22 protein-coding genes and 1 riboswitch are annotated in these 22,332 nt (G+C 66.5%); of the genes, 19 read left to right on the top strand and 3 right to left on the bottom strand.

Features of this window, described 5'->3' with window-relative positions; all coding sequences use genetic code 11:
- Window positions 1-98: 98 nt before the first annotated feature.
- The 3 genes from RT614_RS18890 to RT614_RS18880 all read left to right on the top strand — a co-directional run bounded on the left by RT614_RS18890 (window position 99) and on the right by RT614_RS18880 (window position 2,623).
- The gene (locus RT614_RS18890; protein ID WP_313623662.1) at window positions 99-1,055 is read left to right on the top strand and encodes a polysaccharide deacetylase family protein; all 957 of its coding nucleotides are present in this window, start codon (window positions 99-101) and stop codon (window positions 1,053-1,055) included.
- Between the two features lie 100 nt (window positions 1,056-1,155).
- Complete coding sequence (locus RT614_RS18885; RefSeq protein WP_409558492.1) at window positions 1,156-1,977, top strand: GntR family transcriptional regulator; 822 nt, start codon at window positions 1,156-1,158, stop codon at window positions 1,975-1,977.
- A 1-nt stretch (window position 1,978) separates the two neighbouring features.
- A complete protein-coding gene (locus RT614_RS18880; protein ID WP_313623661.1) occupies window positions 1,979-2,623 on the top strand; it encodes a flavin reductase family protein in 645 nt (214 codons plus the stop codon).
- Window positions 2,624-2,627: 4 nt separating this feature from the next.
- Here RT614_RS18880 and RT614_RS18875 read toward each other — a convergent pair whose 3' ends face one another.
- A complete protein-coding gene (locus tag RT614_RS18875) occupies window positions 2,628-3,551 on the bottom strand; it encodes a LysR family transcriptional regulator (RefSeq protein ID WP_313623660.1) in 924 nt (307 codons plus the stop codon).
- 126 nt (window positions 3,552-3,677) lie between these two features.
- Here RT614_RS18875 and RT614_RS18870 point away from each other — a divergent pair, with 126 nt between their 5' ends.
- From RT614_RS18870 to metF, 9 genes are all read left to right on the top strand, one after another.
- On the top strand, window positions 3,678-4,655 hold the full coding sequence (locus RT614_RS18870) for a tripartite tricarboxylate transporter substrate binding protein (protein WP_313623659.1): 978 nt from the start codon (window positions 3,678-3,680) through the stop codon (window positions 4,653-4,655).
- An 88-nt stretch (window positions 4,656-4,743) separates the two neighbouring features.
- Window positions 4,744-6,165, top strand: coding sequence for a 3-isopropylmalate dehydratase large subunit (leuC, locus tag RT614_RS18865; RefSeq protein WP_313623788.1), 1,422 nt, complete (start codon window positions 4,744-4,746; stop codon window positions 6,163-6,165).
- Window positions 6,162-6,812, top strand: coding sequence for a 3-isopropylmalate dehydratase small subunit (gene leuD / locus RT614_RS18860; protein WP_313623658.1), 651 nt, complete (start codon window positions 6,162-6,164; stop codon window positions 6,810-6,812). The genes leuC and leuD overlap by 4 nt, the downstream gene beginning before the upstream one ends.
- Before the next feature lie 37 nt (window positions 6,813-6,849).
- On the top strand, window positions 6,850-7,737 hold the full coding sequence (locus RT614_RS18855; RefSeq protein WP_313623657.1) for an alpha/beta hydrolase: 888 nt from the start codon (window positions 6,850-6,852) through the stop codon (window positions 7,735-7,737).
- Between the two features lie 103 nt (window positions 7,738-7,840).
- Window positions 7,841-8,077 (top strand): DUF1289 domain-containing protein, encoded by a 237-nt coding sequence (locus RT614_RS18850; RefSeq protein WP_313623656.1) that lies wholly within the window; start codon window positions 7,841-7,843, stop codon window positions 8,075-8,077.
- Window positions 8,078-8,175: 98 nt separating this feature from the next.
- Entirely contained in the window at window positions 8,176-9,222 is a 1,047-nt protein-coding gene (locus RT614_RS18845; protein ID WP_313623655.1) for a glycosyltransferase family 1 protein, read from the top strand.
- A gap of 61 nt (window positions 9,223-9,283) precedes the next feature.
- Window positions 9,284-9,407: riboswitch (S-adenosyl-L-homocysteine riboswitch) on the top strand.
- 100 nt (window positions 9,408-9,507) lie between these two features.
- Complete coding sequence (ahcY, locus tag RT614_RS18840; RefSeq protein WP_313623654.1) at window positions 9,508-10,926, top strand: adenosylhomocysteinase; 1,419 nt, start codon at window positions 9,508-9,510, stop codon at window positions 10,924-10,926.
- A 123-nt stretch (window positions 10,927-11,049) separates the two neighbouring features.
- Window positions 11,050-11,385: a phage holin family protein gene (locus RT614_RS18835; RefSeq protein ID WP_056327402.1), complete on the top strand. Its 336-nt coding sequence runs from the start codon at window positions 11,050-11,052 to the stop codon at window positions 11,383-11,385.
- A gap of 174 nt (window positions 11,386-11,559) precedes the next feature.
- Window positions 11,560-12,402 (top strand): methylenetetrahydrofolate reductase [NAD(P)H], encoded by an 843-nt coding sequence (gene metF, locus RT614_RS18830; protein WP_313623653.1) that lies wholly within the window; start codon window positions 11,560-11,562, stop codon window positions 12,400-12,402.
- Window positions 12,403-12,495: 93 nt separating this feature from the next.
- Here metF and RT614_RS18825 read toward each other — a convergent pair whose 3' ends face one another.
- Both RT614_RS18825 and RT614_RS18820 read right to left on the bottom strand, forming a co-directional pair.
- Entirely contained in the window at window positions 12,496-13,494 is a 999-nt protein-coding gene (locus RT614_RS18825) for a tripartite tricarboxylate transporter substrate-binding protein (RefSeq protein WP_313623652.1), read from the bottom strand.
- Between the two features lie 297 nt (window positions 13,495-13,791).
- Entirely contained in the window at window positions 13,792-14,829 is a 1,038-nt protein-coding gene (locus tag RT614_RS18820; RefSeq protein ID WP_313623650.1) for a LacI family DNA-binding transcriptional regulator, read from the bottom strand.
- Between the two features lie 225 nt (window positions 14,830-15,054).
- On the opposite strand from RT614_RS18820, the gene RT614_RS18815 reads away from it, so the two are divergent.
- From RT614_RS18815 to RT614_RS18785, 7 genes are all read left to right on the top strand, one after another.
- A complete protein-coding gene (locus RT614_RS18815; protein WP_313623649.1) occupies window positions 15,055-16,146 on the top strand; it encodes a Gfo/Idh/MocA family oxidoreductase in 1,092 nt (363 codons plus the stop codon).
- Window positions 16,147-16,175: 29 nt separating this feature from the next.
- Window positions 16,176-17,090 carry a sugar phosphate isomerase/epimerase gene (locus tag RT614_RS18810; RefSeq protein WP_313623648.1) on the top strand — a complete coding sequence of 305 codons (915 nt, stop codon included), beginning with the start codon at window positions 16,176-16,178 and terminating at the stop codon, window positions 17,088-17,090.
- A 130-nt stretch (window positions 17,091-17,220) separates the two neighbouring features.
- Complete coding sequence (locus RT614_RS18805; protein ID WP_313623647.1) at window positions 17,221-18,399, top strand: aldose 1-epimerase family protein; 1,179 nt, start codon at window positions 17,221-17,223, stop codon at window positions 18,397-18,399.
- Window positions 18,396-19,157, top strand: coding sequence for an SDR family oxidoreductase (locus tag RT614_RS18800; RefSeq protein ID WP_313623646.1), 762 nt, complete (start codon window positions 18,396-18,398; stop codon window positions 19,155-19,157). Before RT614_RS18805 ends, RT614_RS18800 begins: the two co-directional genes overlap by 4 nt.
- 30 nt (window positions 19,158-19,187) lie before the next feature.
- Window positions 19,188-20,381 (top strand): CoA transferase, encoded by a 1,194-nt coding sequence (locus tag RT614_RS18795; protein ID WP_313623645.1) that lies wholly within the window; start codon window positions 19,188-19,190, stop codon window positions 20,379-20,381.
- On the top strand, window positions 20,378-21,526 hold the full coding sequence (locus RT614_RS18790) for a hypothetical protein (RefSeq protein WP_313623644.1): 1,149 nt from the start codon (window positions 20,378-20,380) through the stop codon (window positions 21,524-21,526). Before RT614_RS18795 ends, RT614_RS18790 begins: the two co-directional genes overlap by 4 nt.
- Window positions 21,527-21,536: 10 nt before the next feature.
- Entirely contained in the window at window positions 21,537-22,307 is a 771-nt protein-coding gene (locus tag RT614_RS18785) for an enoyl-CoA hydratase/isomerase family protein (RefSeq protein ID WP_313623643.1), read from the top strand.
- The last annotated feature ends 25 nt before the right edge of the window (window positions 22,308-22,332 follow it).

Genomic DNA, 22,332 nt, shown 5'->3' with positions numbered 1-22,332 from the left:
GGGGGCGGTTCGCCGCGGTTTGTCCGCAGCAATTCCGAAATTTGTCGCCAAAAGATCCGACGTTTTGTTCACAATCATGCATCAGGATTTGCACCAAAATGAATCCATCCTCGTTTCAAAGCACTAATCCGGGGCGTGAGGCCGTGGCCGCCTGGACTCCGCAATCCCTGGCCTGCCACGGCCGCTTTCCGTACCGGCCGATCACCGGGCGCCCGGACTATTCCTGGCCCAACGGCGCGCGGCTGGCCGTGTACCTCGGCTTCAACATCGAGCACTTTGCGTTCGGGGAAGGCCTGGGCGCCGAACTGGGACCTGCGTCGCCGCACCCTGACGTGTTGAATTACGCCTGGCGCGAATACGGCAACCGCGTGGGTGCGTGGCGCTGCCTGGAACTGTTCGACGAGTTGCGCCTGCCGGCGGGCGTGCTGATCAACACGGCTCTTTATGAGCACTGCCCGGAACTGGTGGACGCGTGCCTGGCGCGCGGGGACGAACTGATCGGACATGGCTACAGCAATGCGCACCGGCAGGGCGGCCTGCCGGAAGACGAAGAGCGGGCCTTGCTTGCGCACTGCCGCGACCGCATCCTGCGGCACGCCGGCAGCGAACCGGCCGGCTGGTTGTCGCCCTGGATCTCGGAAAGCCACGCCACGCCGGACCTGTTGGCCGAAGCCGGCTACCACTACACGCTCAACTGGTGCCACGACGACCAGCCGATGCGCATGCGCACCCGGGCGGGCGATATCTGGGCGATTCCCTATCCGCAGGAGCTCAATGACATTCCGATGATCATGGGCCGCAAGATGGATGCGCGCGACTTTGCCGATATGATTCTTGACCAGTTCGAGGAAATGCGCGCGCAGGCGGTTCGCCAGCCGCTGGTCATGGGCATTGCGCTGCATCCGTACATCGTGGGCCAGCCCTATCGGCTGCGGCATCTGCGGCGCGCGCTTGCTCCCCTGGCCGCCGCGCGCGACCGCGGCGAGATCTGGTTCACCACGCCGGGCGAGATCTGCCGGCATGTGGACAGCCTGCCGCCGGGCGTGGTCGCCTAGGCCTGGTCAATCAAGCCCGCTCGACGACGCGCGTTCCAGGGCTTGAACGATAGCCAGCAATCCCGACACCTTCCGCCATTCCTGTTGAACCGAGTCCCGCATGTCCACCCGAAGCTCAGCCAAGCCCCGCAATTCAGGCATCGCCCCGCCCGGGGCTGCGAAGCCGTCCGCATCCGCCTCACGCTCCGCATCCCGCAAACTCGCCGCCGCTGACGGCATGGCCGACGCCGAATCCACCGCAGCCGGTGTTCCCGACGCCGACATGGAGCGGCGGATCTGCGAAGCGGTGTACGAAAGTGTGATGAGCCAGCGGCTGACGCCCGGCACCAAGCTGCCCGAGGCGGCGATCTGCGACCTCTTCGGCGTGTCGCGGTCGGTGGCGCGCAAGGCCTTGCAACGGCTGGCGCACGAGCACGTGGTGGACCTGCACCACAATCGCGGCGCGGTGGTGGCCGAGCCCACGCCCGAAGACACGCGCCAGATCTTCCAGGCGCGCCGCGCGCTGGAGGCGGCCCTGCTGCCGCTGGCCGCGGCTCGCGCCACCAAGGCGGACTACGCGTCGCTGCGCAAGCAGCTGCGCGACGAGCACGCGCTGCTGCATCGGGCCGGCCAGCCCGCGTGGGCGCGGCAGGCCAGCGCCTTCCATGTCCGGCTGGGCGAACTGTCCGGCAACACGATCCTGCACGGCTATCTGGCGGAACTGGTGTCGCGCTGTTCGCTCATCGTGGCCCTGTACGAGCCTCCGGGCAATGCGGCGTGCGAACACGGCGAACACGTGCTGATCGTGGACATGATGGAACGCGGCGAGGTCGCCGAGGCCGTGCGGATCAATGACAACCACCTCGCGGACCTGGAGCGGCGCATCAGCCTCGAACGTCCCCAGCCCGCGCAAACCCTTGCCCAGATGCTGGGATTGGCCTGACATGGAAATCGATTTCGACGCTATCACCGAATACCAGCGCTACAAGCTGATGGCCAGCCTGATCGTGCCGCGGCCCATCGCGCTGATCACCACGCTGTCCGAAACGGGAGTGGTCAACGCCGCCCCGTTCAGCATGTTCAACATGCTGGGCGAGGATCCGCCCATCGTGATGGTCAGCATCAACCGCCTGCATGACGGCGGGCTGAAGGACACCGCGGCCAACATCGCCCGCGGCAAGGAATTCGTGGTCCACCTGACCGACGAGGCCATGGCCGAGAAAATGCACCGCTGCGGCGACCGGCTGCCCTCGGACGTCAGCGAACTGGCGCACGCCGGCCTGGACGCCGCGCCCAGCCACTGCGTGGCGCCGCCGCGCATCGTAGAGGCGCCCGTGGCCTTCGAATGCACGTTGTTCGAGACCATGGAAACGGCCAGCCGCCAGATCTTCATCGGGCAGGTGCGCTGGCTGCACGCGCGCGACGGCCTGATCGACACGGAAACCTGGCGGGTGCGCCTGCAGGACTACTTTCCGGTGGGACGCTTCGGCGCAAGCTTCTATGTCAAGACGCGGGACCGCTACGCCATCGACGCCGACGCGGCGCCGACGGCCGGCGCGTCCGCCAGCACGGCCATCGACGAAATCTGACGCGTCACCAGACGGCGCTGTCCGACCCGGGCGCCCGCAGATGGCGGGCGAATTGCCGCGACAGGAAGTCGACGAAGGCGAGCGTCTTGGCCGGCAGGTTCAGGCGCTCGGGGTACAGCGCGTGGATGTCGGCAGGCGGGGTGCGCCAGTCGGCCATCACTTCGCGCAGCCGGCCCGCGCGCAGGTGCTCGGCCGTTTCCCATTCAGAGCGCATGACGATGCCGTGGCCGTCCAGTGCCCATTCCAGCGCGCTCTGCCCGTCGTTCGAACTGACCGGGCCGCGCACCTTCACCGTTTCCGCGCGCGCGCCCGATTCCAGCCGCCACGTGCCATAGGCCACGTCGTTTTCACGGACGACGATGCAGCGGTGGCGTTGCAGGTCGCCGGGCGCGCGTGGCTCGCCATAGGTATCCAGGTAGCGCGGCGATGCGCACAGCAGGCGTCGGTTGGATGCGATCTTGCGCGCCGTCAGCCGGGCGTCCGGCAGGTCGCCGAAGCGCACCGCCACGTCGAAGCCTTCCTCGATCAGGTTCAGCGGCCTGTCCGTCAGCCGCATCTGCACCTCGACGTCGGGATACTGCCGGCAGAAATCCGACACGGCCGGCACGATATGGGCGCGGCCGAAGCCGAACGTGGCGTTCAGGCGCAGCAGACCCTGCGGCTGGGCGCGCGCGCTGGACACTGAACGCTCCAGCGCTTCCAGGTCCGCCAGAATGCGGGCGCCTTCGGCCAGATACAACTCGCCTTCCTGGGTGACGCTGACCCGGCGGGTGGTGCGGTTAAGCAGGCGCACGCCCAGCCGTCGTTCCAGCCGGGCCAGCCGCGTGCTGACCGCCGGCGGCGTCAGGCCCAGTTCGCGAGCCGTGGCCGACAGGTTGCCGTGCTTGACCACCAGGGAGAAAAAGGCGAGATCCGAAAGGGCGTCCATGGCTATTTATAAATTCAATTTAACAAAGCTTTATAAATTCAACGAATTATAAGAAAGGAACCGGCCTATACACTGGTCTCACCGATACAGAGCCGTCAGACGCGGCCACACGAGGAGACCCAAAAAATGAAGACAGCCAGAAAGGCCGCGTTGTGCGCGGCCCTAGCCGCATCCTGTTTGGCCCATTCCGCCATCGCCGCCAATGCGTTTCCCGAGCGCGCGGTGACGCTGATCGTTCCCTTCGCGCCCGGCGGCAGCGTGGACATTGCCGCGCGCCTGATCTCCGACGCCTGGGCGCGGGAACTGGGCCAGAGCGTGGTCGTGGAAAACCGCGCCGGCGCGTCCGGCAACATCGGCATGGCGGCCGTGGCGCGGGCGGAGCCCAATGGCTACACGCTAGGCATCAACACGATGTCGCTGGCCATCAACCCGGCGCTCTTCAAGACCATGCCGTTCGACACCGCCAAGGACCTGCGGTCCGTGGGAACGGTGGGCACCTCCCAGCACGTGCTGACGGTGACCAATTCGCTGCCCGTCGCTTCGGTGAGCGAATTGCTGGCTTATGTGCGAGCGCGGCCCGCCAACGAACTGAGCTTCGGTTCGGCCGGCACGGGCAGCACCTTCCACATGGCGGCCGAGCTGTTCAAGTCCGTGTCCAAGACGCAGATCATGCACGTGCCCTACAAGGGCGGCGGGCCCGCCATGCTGGACACCATCAGCGGCCAGGTGCAGATGAGCTTTCCGGTGCTGTCCGCCGCAAAGCCGCAGGTGGATGGCAAGAAGCTGCGCGCGCTGGGCGTCACGGGCACGACACGTTCGCCATTGCTGCCCGACGTGCCCACCATCGCCGAGTCCGGCCTGCCGGGCTATGAGTTCAACACCTGGTTCGTCATCAGCGCGCCCGCCGGCACGCCGCAGAACGTCATCGACACGCTGAACGCGAAGCTGGGCGACGCGCTGCGGTCGCCAGCGCTGGTGCAGCGCATGCAGAAGGAAGGCTTCGATCCGCTGATCACCGCGCCGGCCAAGACGGACGCCATGGTGGCCGGTGAGATGACGCGCTGGGCCGGCATCGTCAAGGACGCGGGGATCGAAGCCAACTGACCGCCAGCGGCCCGGGCAATCGACGCAAGACATGCAAGACCCGCCCGCGCGCGTCGCGGGCGCATTCAACATCCAAGGAAGCACAGACATGCCCGGCATGACGCTATACGACAAACTGGTGGCCAGCCATGAGGTGGCCCGGATCGACGACGAGCACGTGCTGCTCTACGTCGACCTGCACATCATGAACGAATACACCAGCCCGCAAGCCTTCAGCGGCCTGGCCGCCCGGGGCCGCGACGTGTTGCGCCCGGGGCAGCAGATGGCGGTGGTGGACCACATCATTCCCACGCACCCCGTGCCGGCCAAGCTGCGGGTGATCGCCGACGACGCGTCGTCCCGCCAGGCACTGAACCTGAAGCGCAACTGCGACACGCAGCACATCGCGCTGTTCGACACCACCGATCCGCTGCAGGGCATCGAACACGTCATCGCGCCGGAGCACGGCATGATCCTGCCCGGCATGGTGGTGCTGTGCGGCGACAGCCACACCACGACGTATGGCGCGCTGGGCGCGCTGGGCTTCGGCATCGGGACGTCCGAGGTCGAACACATCCTGGCCACGCAAACCCTGGTGTACCGCGTGGCGCGCAACATGCGGATCCGTATCGACGGTGCGCTGCCCGCCCATGTGTCCGCCAAGGACCTGGTCATCTACGTCGTGCACCGCATCGGCGCGCAGGGCGCGCGCGGGCATGCCGTGGAATTCTGCGGCCAGGCCATCGACGCGCTGTCGGCCGAGGCGCGCATGACCCTGTGCAACATGACCGTCGAGGCCGGCGCCCGCGCCGCGCTGATCGCGCCGGATGCTGTCACGGACGCCTACGTCGTGGCGCATGCGCCGCAGCTGCGCGGCGACATGCTGGCGGACGCGCGGGCCTACTGGGCGACGCTGCGTACCGACGACGACGCGCGGTTCGACGTCGAACACGTATTCGACGCGGGACGGATCGCGCCCTTCGTGACGTGGGGCACCAGTCCGGACCAGGCGATGCCGATCGACGGGGCGGTGCCGGATCCGCGCGACGAGCCTGACGCGCTGGCCCGCCTGGCGCTGGAAAAGGCCATGGACTACATCGGCCTGGCCGCGGGAGCGCCGATCGCCGGCGTTCCGATCGACCGCGTGTTCATCGGCTCCTGTACCAACGGCCGCATCGAGGATCTGCGCGTGGTGGCGGACCTCGCGCGCGGCAGGAAGGTCGCCGCCGGGGTGCGGGCCATGGTGGTGCCCGGTTCCGGCGCGGTGCGCGCGCAGGCCGAGGCCGAAGGGCTCGCGGCGGCGCTCATCGAGGCGGGCTTCGAATGGCGTCAGCCCGGCTGTTCGATGTGCCTGGCCATGAACGACGACGTGCTGCGCCCCGGCGAGCGCTGCGCGTCCACCACCAACCGAAATTTCGAGGGCCGGCAGGGGCGGGCAGGGCGCACGCACCTGATGAGCCCCGCCATGGCCGCGGCCGCCGCGCTGGAAGGCCGCATCGTGGATGTGCGCGCATGGGGAGACGCCAAATGAATTCCGTGATCCAAGGCGTCGCCGCGCCGCTGCCGTATTCCAACCTGGACACCGACCAGATCATGCCCAAGCAGTTCTTGCGCATCATCGACAAGGCCGGGCTGGACAAGGGCCTGTTGTACGACCTGCGCTTTGATGAACAGGGCGCGCCCCGGCCGGACTGCGTGCTGAACCAGGAGGCCTACGCGGACACGTCGATCCTGGTGGCGGGCCCGAACTTCGGCTGTGGGTCCAGCCGCGAGCACGCCGTATGGGGCCTGCAGCAGTTCGGCATCCGCGCCGTGATCGCCTCCAGTTTCGGCGAGATCTTCTACTTCAACGCGCTGAACAATGGGCTGCTGCTGGTGACGCTGCCGCCCGCGGCAGTCGACGCGTTGCTCGCGCGGGTGTCCAATACGACGGACGCCAACGCCAACCGCGTCGGCATCGACGTGCTGGCGGGCGAGGTGCGCGCGGCGGACGGGTGGCAAGCGGGCTTCGATCTTCCCGATCGGCATCGCCGCATGTTTGCGCAGGGCCAGGACATGGTGGGCGCGACGCTGCAGCAGTTGCCTGAGGTCGAGCGCTTCGAATCCCGGCATTGGGCACGCTTTCCGTGGATGAAGGATGTGGCGCGCCAGGTGCGCGACCGGCTGGATACGGTCTAGTGCGCAGATGCGCCGACGACGACAGGAGACTTTTCGGATGACCGCTTTTTTTGATCTGCCCGTGCGCCGGATACAGGCCAATGGCGTGGAGATCGCGGCCCGCATCGACGGCTCGGGCCCGCCCTTGCTGCTGCTGCATGGGCATCCGCAGACCCACGCCATCTGGCACCGGGTCTGGCCCGAGTTGACGCGCCGGCGCACCTGCATAGCCGCCGACCTGCGCGGCTATGGCGACAGCACCAAGCCGGCGGCCAGCGCCGACCATTCTGCGCATTCGAAGCGGACGATGGCGGCGGACATGGTGGATCTGATGCGCGGGTTGGGCCATACGCGCTTCGAGGTGCTGGCGCACGACCGGGGCGCTCGCGTGGCGCACCGGCTGGCGCTGGACCATCCCGACGCCGTGACCCGCATGATCCTGCTGGACATCGCGCCCACCCTGGACATGTACGAAGGCACGACGCGCGCCTTCGCCCAGGCGTACTTCCACTGGTTCTGGCTGATCCAGCCGGCGCCTGTCCCTGAAACCATGATCGAGCATGACCCCGTTTTTTACCTGAGGTCGGTGATGGGTGGCCGGCCCGGCGGGCTGGCGCATTTCTCGTCCGAGGCCATGGCGGAATACGAGCACGCCGCGCGCCTGCCCGGCTGGGCGACGGGCATCTGCGAGGATTACCGTGCATCCGCCACCATCGACCTGGAACATGACAAAGCAAGCCGCCAGGCCGGCGAGCGGCTACGCATGCCGGTTCGCGCGCTGTGGGGCGAACGCGGGGCGGTGGGCCGGAATTTCGACGTGCTCGCGTTGTGGCGCGCCGTGGCGGACGACGTGACGGGCCGTGCCCTGCCGGGCGCCCATTACCTGGCGGAGGAAACCCCGGACGCCCTGTTGGCCGAGACGGCGGATTTCTTCGGATGGCGATAGCGGCGCGCTGCCCCGGGCCGCCGTTTCCGGCCTGTCAACCAAGCCTTCGCGGACGATAGGGCTATCCAAAAGGGGACGCACTCCGGGTGTTAACCTTCGGCCCATGAATCGTTACTTCGCCGATCTTTCCGAATTGCCCGACGCCGAGGACGCGCAACGCGCCTTCAAGGCCTCGGACTCGCCCTGCGTGGCGGTCTGCTCGACGCTGTTCGACGACATCTGCCGCGGCTGCGGCCGCACGGCCATGGAAGTCGCGAACTGGGTGTTCATGACGGAAGCGGAAAAGCGCGAAGTGTGGGTGCGCATCAAGGCCCAAGGGTATCCGCGGCGCAACAACTGAAGCCCGCCCCGCAAGCATTCCAGCGGGACCCGCACACCGTCTTGGTCGTGTCACATGGCGCAGGCTGAATAGCGCTATTGCCCACTTCCGGCTCCATCATGCGCATCGTCCTGGTTACGGATGCCTGGCATCCGCAAGTCAACGGCGTCGTCCGCACCTGGACGACCATGCAGCAGATCCTTGGCGAATGGGGCCACGAACTCATCGTGGTGAGTCCCCAGGGCAGCCGAACCATCCCCGCCCCATCCGAACCCGATTTGCGGCTATGCCTGCAACCCGGACGGCAGTTGCGGCGCATCCTGGGCGACACCGTCCCTGACGCGCTGCACATCGCCACGGAAGGTCCGCTGGGCCTGGCGGCACGCCGGATGGCGAAAAAGCGCGGCTGGCAATTCACCACGTCCTTCCACACGATGTTTCCCGACTACCTGCAGGCGCGCATGGGCATCCCCGCCGCCTTGCCGTGGCGCTACCTGCGCTGGTTCCACCGGCCTTCGCAGTGCGTGCTGGTGCCCACGCCCACGGTCCGCGACGTCCTGGTGCGGCGCGGACTGGGCAACCTGCAGGTCTGGTCGCGCGGGGTGGATCCGCGCAAGTTCCAGCCCGGGCCCAGCCAGGCCTTCCAGGACCTGCCCCGGCCAGTCTGGCTGAGCGTGGGCCGGGTGGCGCGCGAAAAGAACCTGGACGCCTTCCTGTCCCTGGATTTGCCCGGCACGAAGGTGGTCGTGGGCGCGGGCCCCGACGAGGCCCGCCTGAAGAAAAACTTTCCGGATACGGTTTTCCTTGGCATGCAGCAGGATGGCGCGCTGCCCGGCTTCTATGCAGCCGCCGACGTGTTCGTGTTTCCCAGCCTGACCGACACATTCGGGCTCGTCATGCTGGAGGCCATGGCCTGCGGCACGCCAGTGGCGGCGTTTCGCAGCGAAGCGCCGCTGGCCGTGGTGGAAGAGGGCGTGACGGGCTTCCTGGACGATGACCTTGGCCGCGCCTGCAGAAGGGCGCTGGCGCTGGACCGGGACGCCGTGCGAGCGCATGCGCTTACGCGCAGCTGGGATTCGGTGGCCGCCGACCTGCTGGATGCACTGGTCCCGCTGACACGGGGCGATTCTCGGGAAGCCGTCAACGGCTGGGCGCCCACACCTTGATATAGGGGGACGGCCCGGTTTCACTACCCCTGGGGCACGGCAACCTTGTACAATGCCCGGCAATCCTGAGGAGCGTTGCGACGACCCTGCGGTTCCCATCGTGCGAACCCCGGCTCGCCAGGCTCAGGAATCCTTGTTCAAGCGCCGCGCCCTGCGCGTCGCTACAGCAACGGCGCTCACCTTTGTCGCGTATGGCGGGAAAGGCGAGCACTCGACTGTCGTGGTGTATTCGCGTTGTCCGGCCATATCGTGCGCCGTTCGTAATTCACGTGGAGCCTACACACCATGAACGCTGTGACTGATAAATCCTTTTCCGACTACCTCGTCGCCGACATGTCGCTGGCCGGCTGGGGCCGCCGCGAACTCGCCATCGCCGAAACCGAAATGCCCGGCCTGATGGCCATCCGCGACGAATTCGCCGCCTCGCAGCCGCTCAAGGGCGCGCGCATCGCCGGCAGCCTGCACATGACCATCCAGACCGGCGTGCTGATCGAAACGCTGGTGGCCCTGGGCGCGGAAGTGCGCTGGGCCTCGTGCAACATCTTCTCCACGCAGGACCACGCCGCCGCCGCGATCGCCGCGTCCGGCACGCCGGTCTTCGCCGTCAAGGGCGAAACGCTGGAAGAGTACTGGCAGTACACCCACAAGATCTTCGAATGGCCCAACGGCCAGAACGCCAACATGATCCTCGACGACGGCGGCGACGCCACGTTGATGCTGCACCTGGGCACCAAGGCCGAAAAGGACATCTCGGTCCTGGCCAACCCGGGCAGCGACGAAGAGCGCATCCTGTTCGCCGCCATCAAGGAAACCCTGAAGCGCGATCCCAAGTGGTATTCCACCCGCCTGGCGCTGATCAAGGGCGTGACGGAAGAAACCACGACCGGCGTGCATCGCCTGTATCAGATGTCGCAAAAGGGCGAGCTGGCGTTCGCCGCCATCAACGTCAACGACTCGGTCACCAAGTCCAAGTTCGACAACCTGTACGGCTGCCGCGAATCGCTGGTTGACGGCATCAAGCGCGCCACCGACGTGATGGTCGCCGGCAAGATCGCCGTGGTGGCCGGCTACGGCGACGTGGGCAAGGGCTGCGCCCAGGCGCTGGTCGCGCTGCGCGCCCAGGTGTGGGTCACCGAAATCGACCCGATCTGCGCCCTGCAGGCCGCCATGGAAGGCTTCAAGGTCGTGACGATGGAAGAAGCCGCCGCGCATGGCGACATCTTCGTCACCGCCACGGGCAACTACCATGTGATCACGCGCGATCACATGAACGCCATGAAGGACCAGGCCATCGTCTGCAACATCGGCCACTTCGACAACGAAATCGACGTCGCCGCCCTGGCCGACTGCCAGTGGGAAGAGATCAAGCCGCAAGTCGACCACGTGATCTTCCCGGACGGCAAGCGCATCATCCTGCTGGCTCAGGGCCGCCTGGTTAACCTGGGTTGCGCCACCGGCCACCCCTCGTTCGTGATGTCGTCCTCGTTCGCCAACCAGACGATCGCCCAGATCGAACTGTTCACGCGCAACGACGCCTACAAGTCCGGCGAAGTCTACGTGCTGCCCAAGCACCTGGACGAGAAGGTCGCCCGCCTGCACCTGAAGAAGCTGGGCGTGAATCTCACGACCCTGCGCAAGGATCAGGCCGACTACATCAGCGTGCCGGTCGAAGGCCCCTACAAGCCGAATCACTACCGCTATTGATGGATGTAGCACAATAGGAAATCACCGCGCCATGTCGGCGCGGGTTTTCCGACCTGCGGGGCACGCCCGTCCTCGCGTCGCGTTGACGGGCCCGCGGAGCGTCAATACAGGAGTTCGAACATGGTGACACTGATACTCGTCTGGATCCTGAACGCAGTGGCCCTCTTGGCCGTTGCCTATCTGCTGCCCGGCATCACGGTGGCCAGTTTCGGTTCGGCGCTGATCGCCGCGCTGGTGCTGGGCCTGGTGAACATGCTGGTCAAGCCGGTTCTGGTGCTGCTGACGCTGCCCATCACGATCGTCACCCTCGGTCTCTTCCTGATTGTCATCAACGCCCTGTTGTTCTGGTTCGTGGGCTCCGTGCTCAAAGGATTCCAGGTCAACGGGTTCTGGTGGGCCGTGGGCGGTGCGATTCTTTACAGCATCATCTCCGGCCTCCTTACCAAACTGATCCCCTGAGCAGGGTTCAACGCCGACGCGCCATGCGCTGGCAGGGCCCCCCAAAGCGCTTTGCGCTATCCCTGATCTGCCCGTTCAAGGGCGCGTGCCAGCGGACCGGCGGAGCCGGATCCGCGGCACCCATAAAGGGTGGCGACTGTTTCACGCGACGCGCTAGCGCCATAGATAACTGACATGTCCGAATCGATCTCTCCCGCTTTCAGTCTGGAATTCTTTCCCCCGCGCGACCTGGCAGGCCAGGAGCGGCTGGTGCGCGCGGCCAAGCAGATGCTGGCCATCCAGCCGAAGTACGTCAGCGTGACGTTCGGCGCGGGCGGCTCCACGCGCGCTGGCACGGCGGATGCCGTGCGCACGCTGGCCAATCTGGGCTGCGACGCGGCGCCTCATCTGTCCTGCGTCGGCGCCTCGCGTCAGGACCTGCGCGACATCCTCCAGGCCTACAAGAACGAAGGCGTGCGGCGCGTGGTGGCCCTGCGCGGCGACATGCCCTCCGGCATGGGCGGCGACGCCGGCGAACTGCGCTACGCCAACGAGCTGGTGTCCTTCATCCGCGAGGAAACCGGCGACTGGTTCCACATTGAAGTGGCGGCCTACCCCGAAATGCATCCCCAGGCCACCAGCCCGTCGGCCGACCTGGATCATTTCGTGGCCAAGGTGAAGGCGGGCGCGGATGCCGCCATCACCCAATACTTCTTCAATGCCGACTCCTATTTCGACTTCGTCGACCGTGCGCGCGCCAAGGGCGTCGACGTGCCGATCGTGCCGGGCATCATGCCCATCACGAACCACACGCAGCTGTTGCGCTTCTCGGAAATGTGCGGCGCGGAAGTGCCGCGCTGGATCCGCCTGCGTCTGGCCGAATTCGGCGACGACAAAGCCTCCATCCGCGCCTTCGGCGTGGACGTGGTGGCGGAGCTGTGCCAGACCCTGCTGGACAACGGCGCGCCGGGCCTGCACTTCTATACCCTGAACCATTCCGAAGCGCCGCTGGCGATCTGGAAGGAATTGACGGCATAGGCACTGGGCGCTTCGCCCAGTGCGCAAACAGGAAGGCCGGCGATGTTCGCCGGCCTTTTTTGTTTGGGCCGCCGGCTGGCGGCGCCTGGGAAATCAATCCGCGTACACGCCCGCCTTTCGAATCACCCCGCCCCACTTGTCCACTTCAGACTTCAACCACGTCTGCAGACCCTCTGGCGTCTGCTTGGCTTCGGGCACGATCTCGGCGCCCAGTTCGGCCATCTTCTGCGTGAAGGCCGGATCCTTCAGCGCGGCGCGCAGCGCCGCATTGAATTTGTCGATCGCCTCGGGCGGCGTGCCCTTCGGCGCATAGACGCCGTGCCACACCTTCACCTCGAAGTCCTTCAGGCCGCCTTCCTTCAGCGTGGGCGCGTCGGGCAGTGTCTTGATGCGTTCCTGGGTCGTGACGCCGTACAGCTTGACGCGTTCGGCCTTGATCTGCGGGATGGTCTGCGTGGTCTGGTCGCACAGGACGTCCACCTGTCCGCCGAGCAGCGCCGTCATCGCGGGCGCGGTGCCGGCGTAGGGCACGGTGGTGAACTGCACGCCCAGCGACTCCTGAAGCAGCATGCCGCAAAGCTGTGACACGGCGCCCAAACCGGCGTTGGCGAGGTTGATCTTGTTGCCGTTTTCCTTGGCGTACTTGATGAAGTTGGCCATTCCGTCAGCCGGCAGATCCTTGCGGCCCAGCAGCGTCATCGGCACGTCGGCGACCTGTCCGACATAGGCGAAGTCCGTCAACGGATTGAACGACAGCTTGCGGTACAGCGCCGGCGCGGTCGCCATGCCGTTGTGGTGGATCAGGAAGGTGTAGCCATCGGGAGCCGCGCGCGCCACGTGTTGCGAGGCCAGCGTCCCGCCGGCGCCGGTGCGGTTTTCGATGACGACGCTCTGTCCCAGCGTCTTGGCCATGGAGGCGCCCAGGCTGCGGGCGACGACGTCGGTGGGGCCGCCGGCGGCAAATGGCACGACCAGCGAAATCGGGTGATTCGGGTAGGCTCCCTGCGCGCTGGCGTTGCCAAAGGCCAGGCAGGACAGGGCCAGCATGGGCCAGGCTGCGCGCTTGATCGCGCGCGCGTATCGGTGGGACATGTCTCGCTCCTTGTAGTCTCTTCGGCCCGCGATGCCGCGCATGGCGGGCAGGCATGGGCAGTGTGGCGTGAGAAGGGCGAGGTTGGGAATTCGCGGATTCGCAAGCCGGGCTTCGGCTTGCGGAAAGGAGGGTTTACGAGGACTTGCCCGCAGAAGCGCTAAAAAGCGTGCGTGTAGGGCCCCGGATGGGCGGCCTTTTTCCCAGCTGTTTGCCCGGGCCTTGCCCCGGGGCTTTTGTCCGGAACCGCGGCCGGTGCGAGCGCCGCCCGGGCGCTCATCCGAGTCTGCGCAAAGCCATCACGGCTCTGGAATGTTCTCCCGGAAGATCACCTGCAGCCGCGGCAGGTAGCTGGGTTCGGGCGCGCCTTTCACGGCCGCCACCAGCAGCTTGACGATCTCGCGTGCCTCGACGCGCGGGTTCTGGTCTATCACGGCGTCCATGGTGCGATCGAGCAGCAGGCGGCGCGTGGCTTCGGTCAGGTCGTGGCCCACGAAGACGATGCGATGGGCGGAGGCTGCCTTGCTTGAGCGAGCCTCAGCCGGCCGCGCTTCTTTCAGCGCCCGCGCAATGCCTTGATTGCCGGCGCCGATGTTGTAGATCGCGTGCGGCGGATCCTTGCGCAACAGATCCTGCGTGACGGCAAAGGCGCGGTCGCGGTCGTCGCCGATCTCCAGGATGTGTGCGATGCGCAGGTGCGGAAATTCTTCGCTCAGCAGTGAGCGAAAGCCCATCTCCCGCTCTTCGTGGCCGCGATAGGCCAGTGACCCCACGAATACCGCGACCTTCTGTTCGGCGTGCTGGGGCAGAAACCGGCCCAGCAACAGCGCGGCCAGGCGGCCCGCGGCGCGGTTGTCGATGCCCACGTAACCCAGGCGCGCCGAGATCGGAATGTCCGACACCAGGGTGCTCACATGCACGCCGCTGTCGCGCAGCGCCATGATGGCGTCGCGCACTTGTGGATGGTCCAGCCCCACCAGGCCGACGGCCTGCGTCTGGTCGCGGAGCTCGTAGAGTTTTTTCGCGAGTTTGTTGGCGTCGAATCCCTCGATCAGGTGCAGGCGGGCCTGCACATCGGGACGTGCGGCGGCTTCTTCGAGCAGGTGCCGGCCCAACGCGGTCATGAAGCTGTTGGTGCCGGCGGGCAAAACGAAATCGACCCGCACGTCCTGCTTGGCGACATCGGCGCCCGGGACGAAGTAGCCGAGGCGATTGGCGATCGCCAGCACGCGGTCGCGTGTCTTGCCGCGTACGCCGTCGCGGTCGTTCAGCACCCGGTCCACTGTGGCGGTGGACATGCCGGCTTCACGGGCAATGAGGGAGATGGTGGGGCGCATGCGGGACTAGACCTTCAAGACGCCATCAGTACGATGGCAACCGGGCCATCATAAGCCATCATTTGCAATCATTCAGGATCAAAAAGGTAACGCTCCTGCCCTATGAGGGCAAACCGCCTTTACCACTGATTGTTTTGATGTGATTATCGCGGCTCAATACATCAAACACCGCACGGCAGGATGCCAGGCAGTCGACAGTGCATACCGGGCCGGCAGGAGGAGCACATGTCGCACCCAACCCTGGTGCCCGACCCGCCCGTTCGGGAACGGCGCTTTCGCATCGGCTGTATTGGCGCCGGCATGATCATGGCCGAGTGCCACCTGGCGGCCTATCAGCAGGCCGGCTTCACGGTGGCGGCGATCGCGTCGCGCACCCGCAGCAAAGCGGCCGAGGTCGCCGAACGCTACGGCATCCCGCGTGTACATGACGATCCCCTGGCCCTGATCGCCGATCCGCAGATCGAAATCGTGGACATCGCGTATCCGCCCGACCTGCAGCCCGCGCTGATTCGCGCAGCACTGCGCTCCCCGCACGTGCGCGGCGTGCTGGCGCAGAAGCCACTCGCCCTGTCGCTGGATGAAGCCCGCGCCTTGCGCGACGAGGCACGGGCTGCCGGCAAGATCCTGTCGGTGAACCAGAACATGCGCTACGACCAATCGATGCGCACGCTCAAACAGCTGCTCGACCAGGGCGTGCTGGGCACGCCGGTGTTCGCGCAGATCGACATGCACGCGATCCCGCACTGGCAGGATTTCCTGCGCGGCTATGACCGGCTGACGCTCTCGAACATGAGCGTGCATCACCTCGATGCCCTGCGGTATCTGTTTGGCGAACCTACCGAGATCACCAGCATCACCCGCCCCGATCCGCGCACCGAGTTCGCGCATCAGGATGGGCTGGTGAGCACCACGTTGCGCTTTGGCAATGGCCTGCTCGCGCTGTCGCTGGAAGATGTGTGGTCGGGCCCGCGGGCCGAGGGATACCCCGATGACCAGCACATCCGCTGGCGCGTGGAAGGCACCGAAGGCGTCGCGCGCGGCACCATCGGCTGGCCCACCGGCGAGCCGTCGACCTTGAGCTACGCCTCGCGCGCGGCCGAAGGCCATACCGACGGGCGGTGGGTGACGCCAACGTGGGACACGATGTGGTTTCCGCATGCCTTCATCGGCGTGATGGAGCAGTTGCAGTACGCGCTGGCCAGCGGCACCGAGCCTGCGTTGAGCGTGACCGACAACGTACGCACGATGGCGCTGGTCGAGGCCGCGTATACGTCCATCGCCGAAGGCCGCACAGTACGGCTGCCGGCCGTTGAATAACCAGGCAAAAAAAGACGGAGACAACCATCATGATCCAGACCGGAATCTTCTCGGGTTACTTTCCCTATGAGCTGGAGCGCACCGCCAAGGTGATCCGCTCGCACGGCTTCAACACCGTGCAGCTGGACCTGCATTTCAAGGACATGGAACTCGGCCCGGGACAGCTGACCGCGCAGAAATGCTCGCAGATCCGCGACACCTTCCGCCACTACAACCTGCCGGTGTCCTGCATCTCGGCCTATACCAATATCGTTCATCCCGATCCCGCCGAGCGCCAACGCCGCAACGGCTATCTCAAAGAGATCCTCACCCACGCGCGCCAGCTGGGTTCGCCTTACGTGATCTCGGAAACCGGCACGTTCGCCACCGACAGCGACTGGGTGCATCACCCCAGGAACAAGACCGAGGAAGGCTGGGACCAGTGCCGCGCGGTGATCGCCGAGCTGTCACAGCATGCCTATGACCATGGCGCCGTGTTCCTGCTGGAAACCTACGTGAACAACGTGGTGGGATCGGTCGAGGAAACGCTGCGCATGTTCGCCGAGGTGGATCACCCGGGCCTGGGACTCTTGATGGATCCGACCAATTACTTTGAAGCGCACAACATCGACCAGATGGACCGCACGCTCAATCAGGTGTTCGATGCACTCTCCGACAAGATCTGCATCGCGCATGCCAAGGACGTGAAGCGTTCGGGCGATGACAAGTCGGAAAAGCACAGCGACATCGGTGACGAGGGCGCGGCCGAAAGCCATACCTTCCGTGGCGTGGGCGAGATCGAGTTGCCGGCGCCGGGCCTGGGCGCGCTCAATTACGACCTGTACTTGCAGCGCCTGGCGAAGAAGCACCCCAACATTCCCATCATCATCGAACACCTGACCGAGGACGACGTGCCGCGCGCCAAGGCGTTCCTGGACGAGCGGCTGCGCGCGAACGGTCTGTAGGCCGGCGCCGCAAGCAGTACCGGCGCACCGCGAAGTCATCATCGAACAGGGCCCGCGGCGCGCCTCTCGAACACGATTCTGAACACCGACACCGGTGGACGCGCGCTCGCGCATCCGCCAGGGAGAACTCATGCCTGACATTTACGGGACCTGGATGACGCGCCGCGACGTAGAGGCGCGCACCGGGCAGCTTGCGCAGTTTGCCGGCGTACGCCTGATGACGCTGGACGACGGGCTGGAGCGCGGTATCCGCATGCTGGAGTTTCGCAGCGGCACGGGCCTGCGTTTTACGGTGCTGTTGGACCGCGCGATGGACATCGCCGACTGCGAATACCGCGGCTTCGCCATGGGATGGCAATCGCCGTCGGGCTTTCGCCATCCTGGACTGCATGACTACGAGGGCGAGGGCGGACTGGGCTGGATGCGTTCGTTCTCGGGCCTCATGATCACCTGCGGGCTGGATCACATCCTGTTCATGTACGACGCGCCGGCCGACAACTACGTGTACGGCCCACGCAAGACGGCAAAGCAGTCCATCCATGGCCGCGTCGGCACCATTCCCGCGCGGCTGACCGGCTACGGCGAACGCTGGGACGGCGATCGCTGCGTGCTGTGGGCCGAAGGCGTGGTGAGCCAGGGCACCGTGTTCGGCGAGCATCTCGAGCTGCACCGCCGCATCGAGATCGAGGTGGGCACCAACGATATCAAGCTGTCGGATCGCGTCGTGAATCGCGGCTTTTACCGCACGCCGCACATGCTCTGCTATCACATCAACCTGGGCTATCCGGTGCTGGACGCCGATTCGCGCTATCTGGCGCCGATCCGCGATGTGGTGTGGGCCGCGCACGAGCAGGACTATCGCAAGCAGGGCGTGGGCTACCGCCGCATGCCGGCGCCGCAGATGGGCTTTCACGAGCAGGTGTGGCAGCACGAGATGGCGGCCGCAGCCGACGGCAGCGTGCCGGTGGCCCTGGTGAACGATGCGCTGGGCCTGGGCATGCAGGTCAGCACCTACAAGCATCAATTTCCCTGCCAGTACCAATGGCAGAATCTGCAGTCAGGCCAGTATGCGATGGGCATCGAGCCCTCCACCAACCATGTGCTGGGCCAGGGCGCGGCGCGCGAGCGCAACGAGCTCATCTGGCTCGAGCATGGCGACGAGCGCCGCTATGACACCACGTTCAGCGTGCTGGGCTCGGCCGCCGACATCGCGGCCTGCGAAGAGCGCATCCGCGCGATCGCGGTGCAGCCCGAGACCGACTATCCGCCGTTGTCGGGGCGCTTTGCGCCCATCGCGGGGCGCACATGAGCGCGCGCTTCTCATTGCAAGGCCGCCGCGTGCTGTACACGGGCGCGGCGGGCGGCTTCGGCGTGGACACCACGCTGGCGCTGCTGGAAGCGGGCGCGAGCGTGATCGCGCTCGACAACCACGCCGGGCATATCGATCGCCTGCGCAGCACCGTCCCGGCGCCGTTTGCCGGCCAGCTTCAGATTCTGCAGGCCGACCTTGCCGACGCCCGCGCGCTGCAATCGCACCTTGAGCGGCTGACAGCGGAGGGCACGATCGATGTGGTCATCAACAACGCGGCGATCTATCCCTCGCGCCCGTTCGAGGAATACAGCGATGCCGAGCTGGCGCGCGTCCACCGCGTGAATGTGGAGGCCGCCGTGCAGATCGTGCGCGCGGCGCTGCCTGGCATGCGCGAGCAGCAATGGGGCCGCGTGATCAACATCTCGTCGATCACGCTGTCGGGCGGTTGGGAAAACCTGCTGCCCTACGTGCAGTCCAAAGGCGCGATGGTGGGCGCCACGCGCGCCTTCGCTCGCGAGTTCGGCAAGTGGGGAATCACGGTCAACGCCATCTCGCCGGGCGCGTTTCCGACCGACGCCGAAAAGATCCATCCCGATCCCGAGGGCTACAACCGCATGGTGCTTGAACGCCAGTCGGTGAAGCGCCGCGGGCACGCCGGCGACATCGCCGCGGCCATCGTGTTCCTTGCCTCGGACGAGGCGGGTTTCATTTCCGGACAGACGCTGGCGGTGGACGGCGGCTGGGTCATGCATTGATGCGCATCGGCGCACGCAGAGGGTAGAAGCATGAGTATTCTTTCTGGCTACAAGGTTCTGGACTGCTCCATCGCCATGGCGGGGCCGTTCGCGGCGCAGCGCCTGGGCGACCTGGGCGCCGACGTGATCAAGATCGAGCCGCCCACCGGCGAATGGCAGCGGCACGCGCCAGCCGGCGGCATTACGGGCAACAAGATCAACGTGTCCTTTCTCTCGTTGAACCGCAACAAACGCTCGCTCGCGATCGATCTGAAGAGCGCCGGCGGCAAGGAGATCATCCAGAAGCTCGCGTCGCAGGCCGACGTGTTCATCCAGAACTATCAGCCGGGCGTCGCCGGCCGTCTGGGTGTGGACTACGAGACGCTGTCGGCCCTGAACCCGCGGCTCATCTATGTATCGATGTCGGGCTTCGGCGAAGACGGCCCCTATGCCACGCGCCCTGGGCAGGATCTGCTGTTGCAGGCGATGTCGGGCGCGATGCTGTCGTCGGGCCGGGCGGGCGAAGCGCCGCGCGCGGCGGGCCAGTATGTGGTCGACGCCGTCACCGCGTATTGCGCCTTTGAGGGCGTGCTGGCCGCGCTGCTGCACCGCGAGCGCACCGGCGAAGGCCAGAAGGTCGAGGTCAACATGCTGGATGCGATCACCACCATCCAGATGCAGGAGCTCTCCGTTTATACCGTGGGGCACAAGCCGCAGGTGCGCAGCGCCGAGCCGCATGCCCACGTGTACATCCGCGCGCCTTATGGCACCTTCGCGACGAGCGACGGCTACCTGGCGCTCGCCATGCCCGACATGAAAGTGCTGGCGCGCGTGACCGAGGAGCCGCGCCTGGCGGAGTACACCGAGCGCGACGGTTGGGAAAAGCGAGACGAGATCTACGCGCTCGTGCGCGACACGCTGGCAAAGGCTTCGACTGCCGACTGGTTCGCCAAGCTCGACGCCGCCGGCATCTGGTGCAGCCCCGTGTATGGCTACGCCGATCTGGTCGAAGATCCTCAGATCGCGCACAACGGCACCTTCGTCGAGTATGAGCATCCGACCGAGGGCCGGATCAAGACGCCGGGCTTTCCGATCCGCTTTTCCAAGACGCCGAGCCAGGTGGTGCGCGGCGCGCCGCTCACCGGTCAGCACACCGACGAAGTGCTGCGCGATTTTGGCTTCAGCGCCGACGAGATCGCCGCGCATGCGGCCTCGGGCGCGGTGCTGCGCGGGGTCTCGGAATGAGCGAACGTGCGCTGCCTTATCGCGGCCTGACATGGGATCACCCGCGCGGCTTCAATGCCCTGCACGCGGCGTCCGCCCACACGCCGCTGGTGCACTGGGACAAGCAATCGCTCGAGGGCTTCGAGTCGGCGCCCATTGCCGAACTCTGCGCCCGCTATGACCTGGTGGTGCTGGATCACCCCCATCTGGGCGAAGCCCTGGCGCACGATTGCCTGCAAGCGCTGGACACCGTGTTCGAGCCCGGCGAGCTGGCGCGGATCGCGCGTGACAGCATCGGGCTGTCGTACGACAGCTATCGCATGGCCGATCGCCAGTGGGCGCTGCCGCTGGACGCCGCCACGCAGGTGATGGCCACGCGCGCCGATCGGCTTGACGGCCCCGTGCCGTGCACCTGGCGCGAGGTGCTGACGCTGTCGCAACGCAGCGGCGGGGTCGCGCTCAGCTGGGGCGGTCCGCACCCATTCCTCTCGCTCCTGTCGATCGCGGCCGCCATCGCGCCCGATACCGACCTGCGCCCGCACGGCGCCTGGCACGACGAGGCGACGCTTGCCGACGCATGCGACGTGCTCAGCGAACTGGCGCGGCTTACGCCCGCGCATGCCCTGGCGTACAACCCCATCGCCCTGCTTGGCCACATGAGCTCGCGCGATGACATCGCGCTGTGCCCGCTGGTCTATGGCTACGTGAACTACGCCACTTCCGCGGTCGCCAAGCCGCTCACGTTCCGCGATGCACCCCAGGCCGATGCCGGTCGGCCCGGGTCGATCCTCGGCGGCACCGGCATCGCGATATCCCGGCGCTGCATGGTGGGACCGGAACTGCGCGCGCACCTGTTGTGGCTGCTGGCGGCGGATACCCAAAGCCGCTTCATCCCGCAGCACGAAGGACAGCCCAGCCATCGCGGCAGCTGGGCCGATGCCAACGTGAATGCGGCGAGCGGCAACTTCTATGCCAACACGGCCCGCACGCTGGAAGCCGCCTCGATCCGGCCGCGGCACGACGGCTACATCGCCTTTCAGACCACTGCCTCGCAGTTCCTGCGTGACGGCGTCGCCGCCCGCGCATCCTCCCACGCATTGGCGCGCGGCCTGACCCAGCGTTTCCAGGCCAGCCTGGCCGCCGCTCCCATGAACCCCGCAGCATAAGGATTTCGACGTGAGCGCACTCGTCAATCTCAGTATCGATGGCCATGTCGCCATCATTGAACTCAATCGTCCCGAGAAGCTGAACGCGATGACGCCCGAGATGGCCGACCTGCTGATCGCGGCGGTGCAAGAATGCAATACCGACTCGCAGGTGCGCGCGGTGATCCTGACCGGCGCGGGCCCCAAGGCCTTCTGCGCCGGCTCGGACATTACCGAGCTTGACCGCTACGCCACGCCCTGGGATTTTCGCAATCGGCTCGACTACTGCGACTGTGTACGCATGTTGAAAAAGCCCACGGTGGCGGCGATCAACGGGTATACCTTCGGCGGCGGCCTGGAGATGGCACTGGCCTGCGATATCCGCATCGCCTCCGACAACGCGCGACTGGGCGCGCCCGAGATCAAGCTGGGCTGGATCGGCGGCGGCGGCATGACGGCGCAGCTCGTCCACGCGATCGGCCCGAGCAACGCCGCACTGATGGTGATGACCGGCGATCCCATCCGCGCCGAGCAGGCGCTGGCCTGGGGCCTGGTGAGCGAGGTGGTGCCGCAGGCGCAGTTGCGCGATCGCGCGCAGGCGCTTGCCGCCACCATCGCCTCGCGCGCGCCGATCGCGGCCGAGACGGCGCGCGTCAATCTGCGCGCCGCGTTGTCGATGCCGCTGGAGAAGGCCGTGGAGTACGAGCGCGATCTGCAGGCGATCTGCTTTGCCACCGCCGACGCCAAGGAAGGCCGGAAGGCATTTGAAGAAAAGCGCGCGCCGAAGTTCGAGCGGCGCTGACGCGTGAGGCGCCGCCCCGCGCGGC

This window comes from Achromobacter sp. (assembly GCF_032102605.1).
Lineage (GTDB): Bacteria > Pseudomonadota > Gammaproteobacteria > Burkholderiales > Burkholderiaceae_B > Achromobacter.
The sequence above is the reverse complement of the archived record's forward strand: the minus strand, read 5'-3'. Positions and strand labels throughout refer to the sequence as shown.

What these genes read in the sequence shown, in the direction of transcription:
- RT614_RS18890 (WP_313623662.1), top strand. Translation starts at nt 99, where the DNA reads ATGAATCCATCCTCGTTTCAAAGCACTAATCCGGGGCGTGAGGCCGTG.
- RT614_RS18885 (WP_409558492.1), top strand. Translation starts at nt 1,156, where the DNA reads ATGTCCACCCGAAGCTCAGCCAAGCCCCGCAATTCAGGCATCGCCCCG.
- RT614_RS18880 (WP_313623661.1), top strand. Translation starts at nt 1,979, where the DNA reads ATGGAAATCGATTTCGACGCTATCACCGAATACCAGCGCTACAAGCTG.
- RT614_RS18875 (WP_313623660.1), bottom strand. Translation starts at nt 3,551, where the DNA reads ATGGACGCCCTTTCGGATCTCGCCTTTTTCTCCCTGGTGGTCAAGCAC.
- RT614_RS18870 (WP_313623659.1), top strand. Translation starts at nt 3,678, where the DNA reads ATGAAGACAGCCAGAAAGGCCGCGTTGTGCGCGGCCCTAGCCGCATCC.
- leuC (WP_313623788.1), top strand. Translation starts at nt 4,744, where the DNA reads ATGCCCGGCATGACGCTATACGACAAACTGGTGGCCAGCCATGAGGTG.
- leuD (WP_313623658.1), top strand. Translation starts at nt 6,162, where the DNA reads ATGAATTCCGTGATCCAAGGCGTCGCCGCGCCGCTGCCGTATTCCAAC.
- RT614_RS18855 (WP_313623657.1), top strand. Translation starts at nt 6,850, where the DNA reads ATGACCGCTTTTTTTGATCTGCCCGTGCGCCGGATACAGGCCAATGGC.
- RT614_RS18850 (WP_313623656.1), top strand. Translation starts at nt 7,841, where the DNA reads ATGAATCGTTACTTCGCCGATCTTTCCGAATTGCCCGACGCCGAGGAC.
- RT614_RS18845 (WP_313623655.1), top strand. Translation starts at nt 8,176, where the DNA reads ATGCGCATCGTCCTGGTTACGGATGCCTGGCATCCGCAAGTCAACGGC.
- ahcY (WP_313623654.1), top strand. Translation starts at nt 9,508, where the DNA reads ATGAACGCTGTGACTGATAAATCCTTTTCCGACTACCTCGTCGCCGAC.
- metF (WP_313623653.1), top strand. Translation starts at nt 11,560, where the DNA reads ATGTCCGAATCGATCTCTCCCGCTTTCAGTCTGGAATTCTTTCCCCCG.
- RT614_RS18825 (WP_313623652.1), bottom strand. Translation starts at nt 13,494, where the DNA reads ATGTCCCACCGATACGCGCGCGCGATCAAGCGCGCAGCCTGGCCCATG.
- RT614_RS18820 (WP_313623650.1), bottom strand. Translation starts at nt 14,829, where the DNA reads ATGCGCCCCACCATCTCCCTCATTGCCCGTGAAGCCGGCATGTCCACC.
- RT614_RS18815 (WP_313623649.1), top strand. Translation starts at nt 15,055, where the DNA reads ATGTCGCACCCAACCCTGGTGCCCGACCCGCCCGTTCGGGAACGGCGC.
- RT614_RS18810 (WP_313623648.1), top strand. Translation starts at nt 16,176, where the DNA reads ATGATCCAGACCGGAATCTTCTCGGGTTACTTTCCCTATGAGCTGGAG.
- RT614_RS18805 (WP_313623647.1), top strand. Translation starts at nt 17,221, where the DNA reads ATGCCTGACATTTACGGGACCTGGATGACGCGCCGCGACGTAGAGGCG.
- RT614_RS18800 (WP_313623646.1), top strand. Translation starts at nt 18,396, where the DNA reads ATGAGCGCGCGCTTCTCATTGCAAGGCCGCCGCGTGCTGTACACGGGC.
- RT614_RS18795 (WP_313623645.1), top strand. Translation starts at nt 19,188, where the DNA reads ATGAGTATTCTTTCTGGCTACAAGGTTCTGGACTGCTCCATCGCCATG.
- RT614_RS18790 (WP_313623644.1), top strand. Translation starts at nt 20,378, where the DNA reads ATGAGCGAACGTGCGCTGCCTTATCGCGGCCTGACATGGGATCACCCG.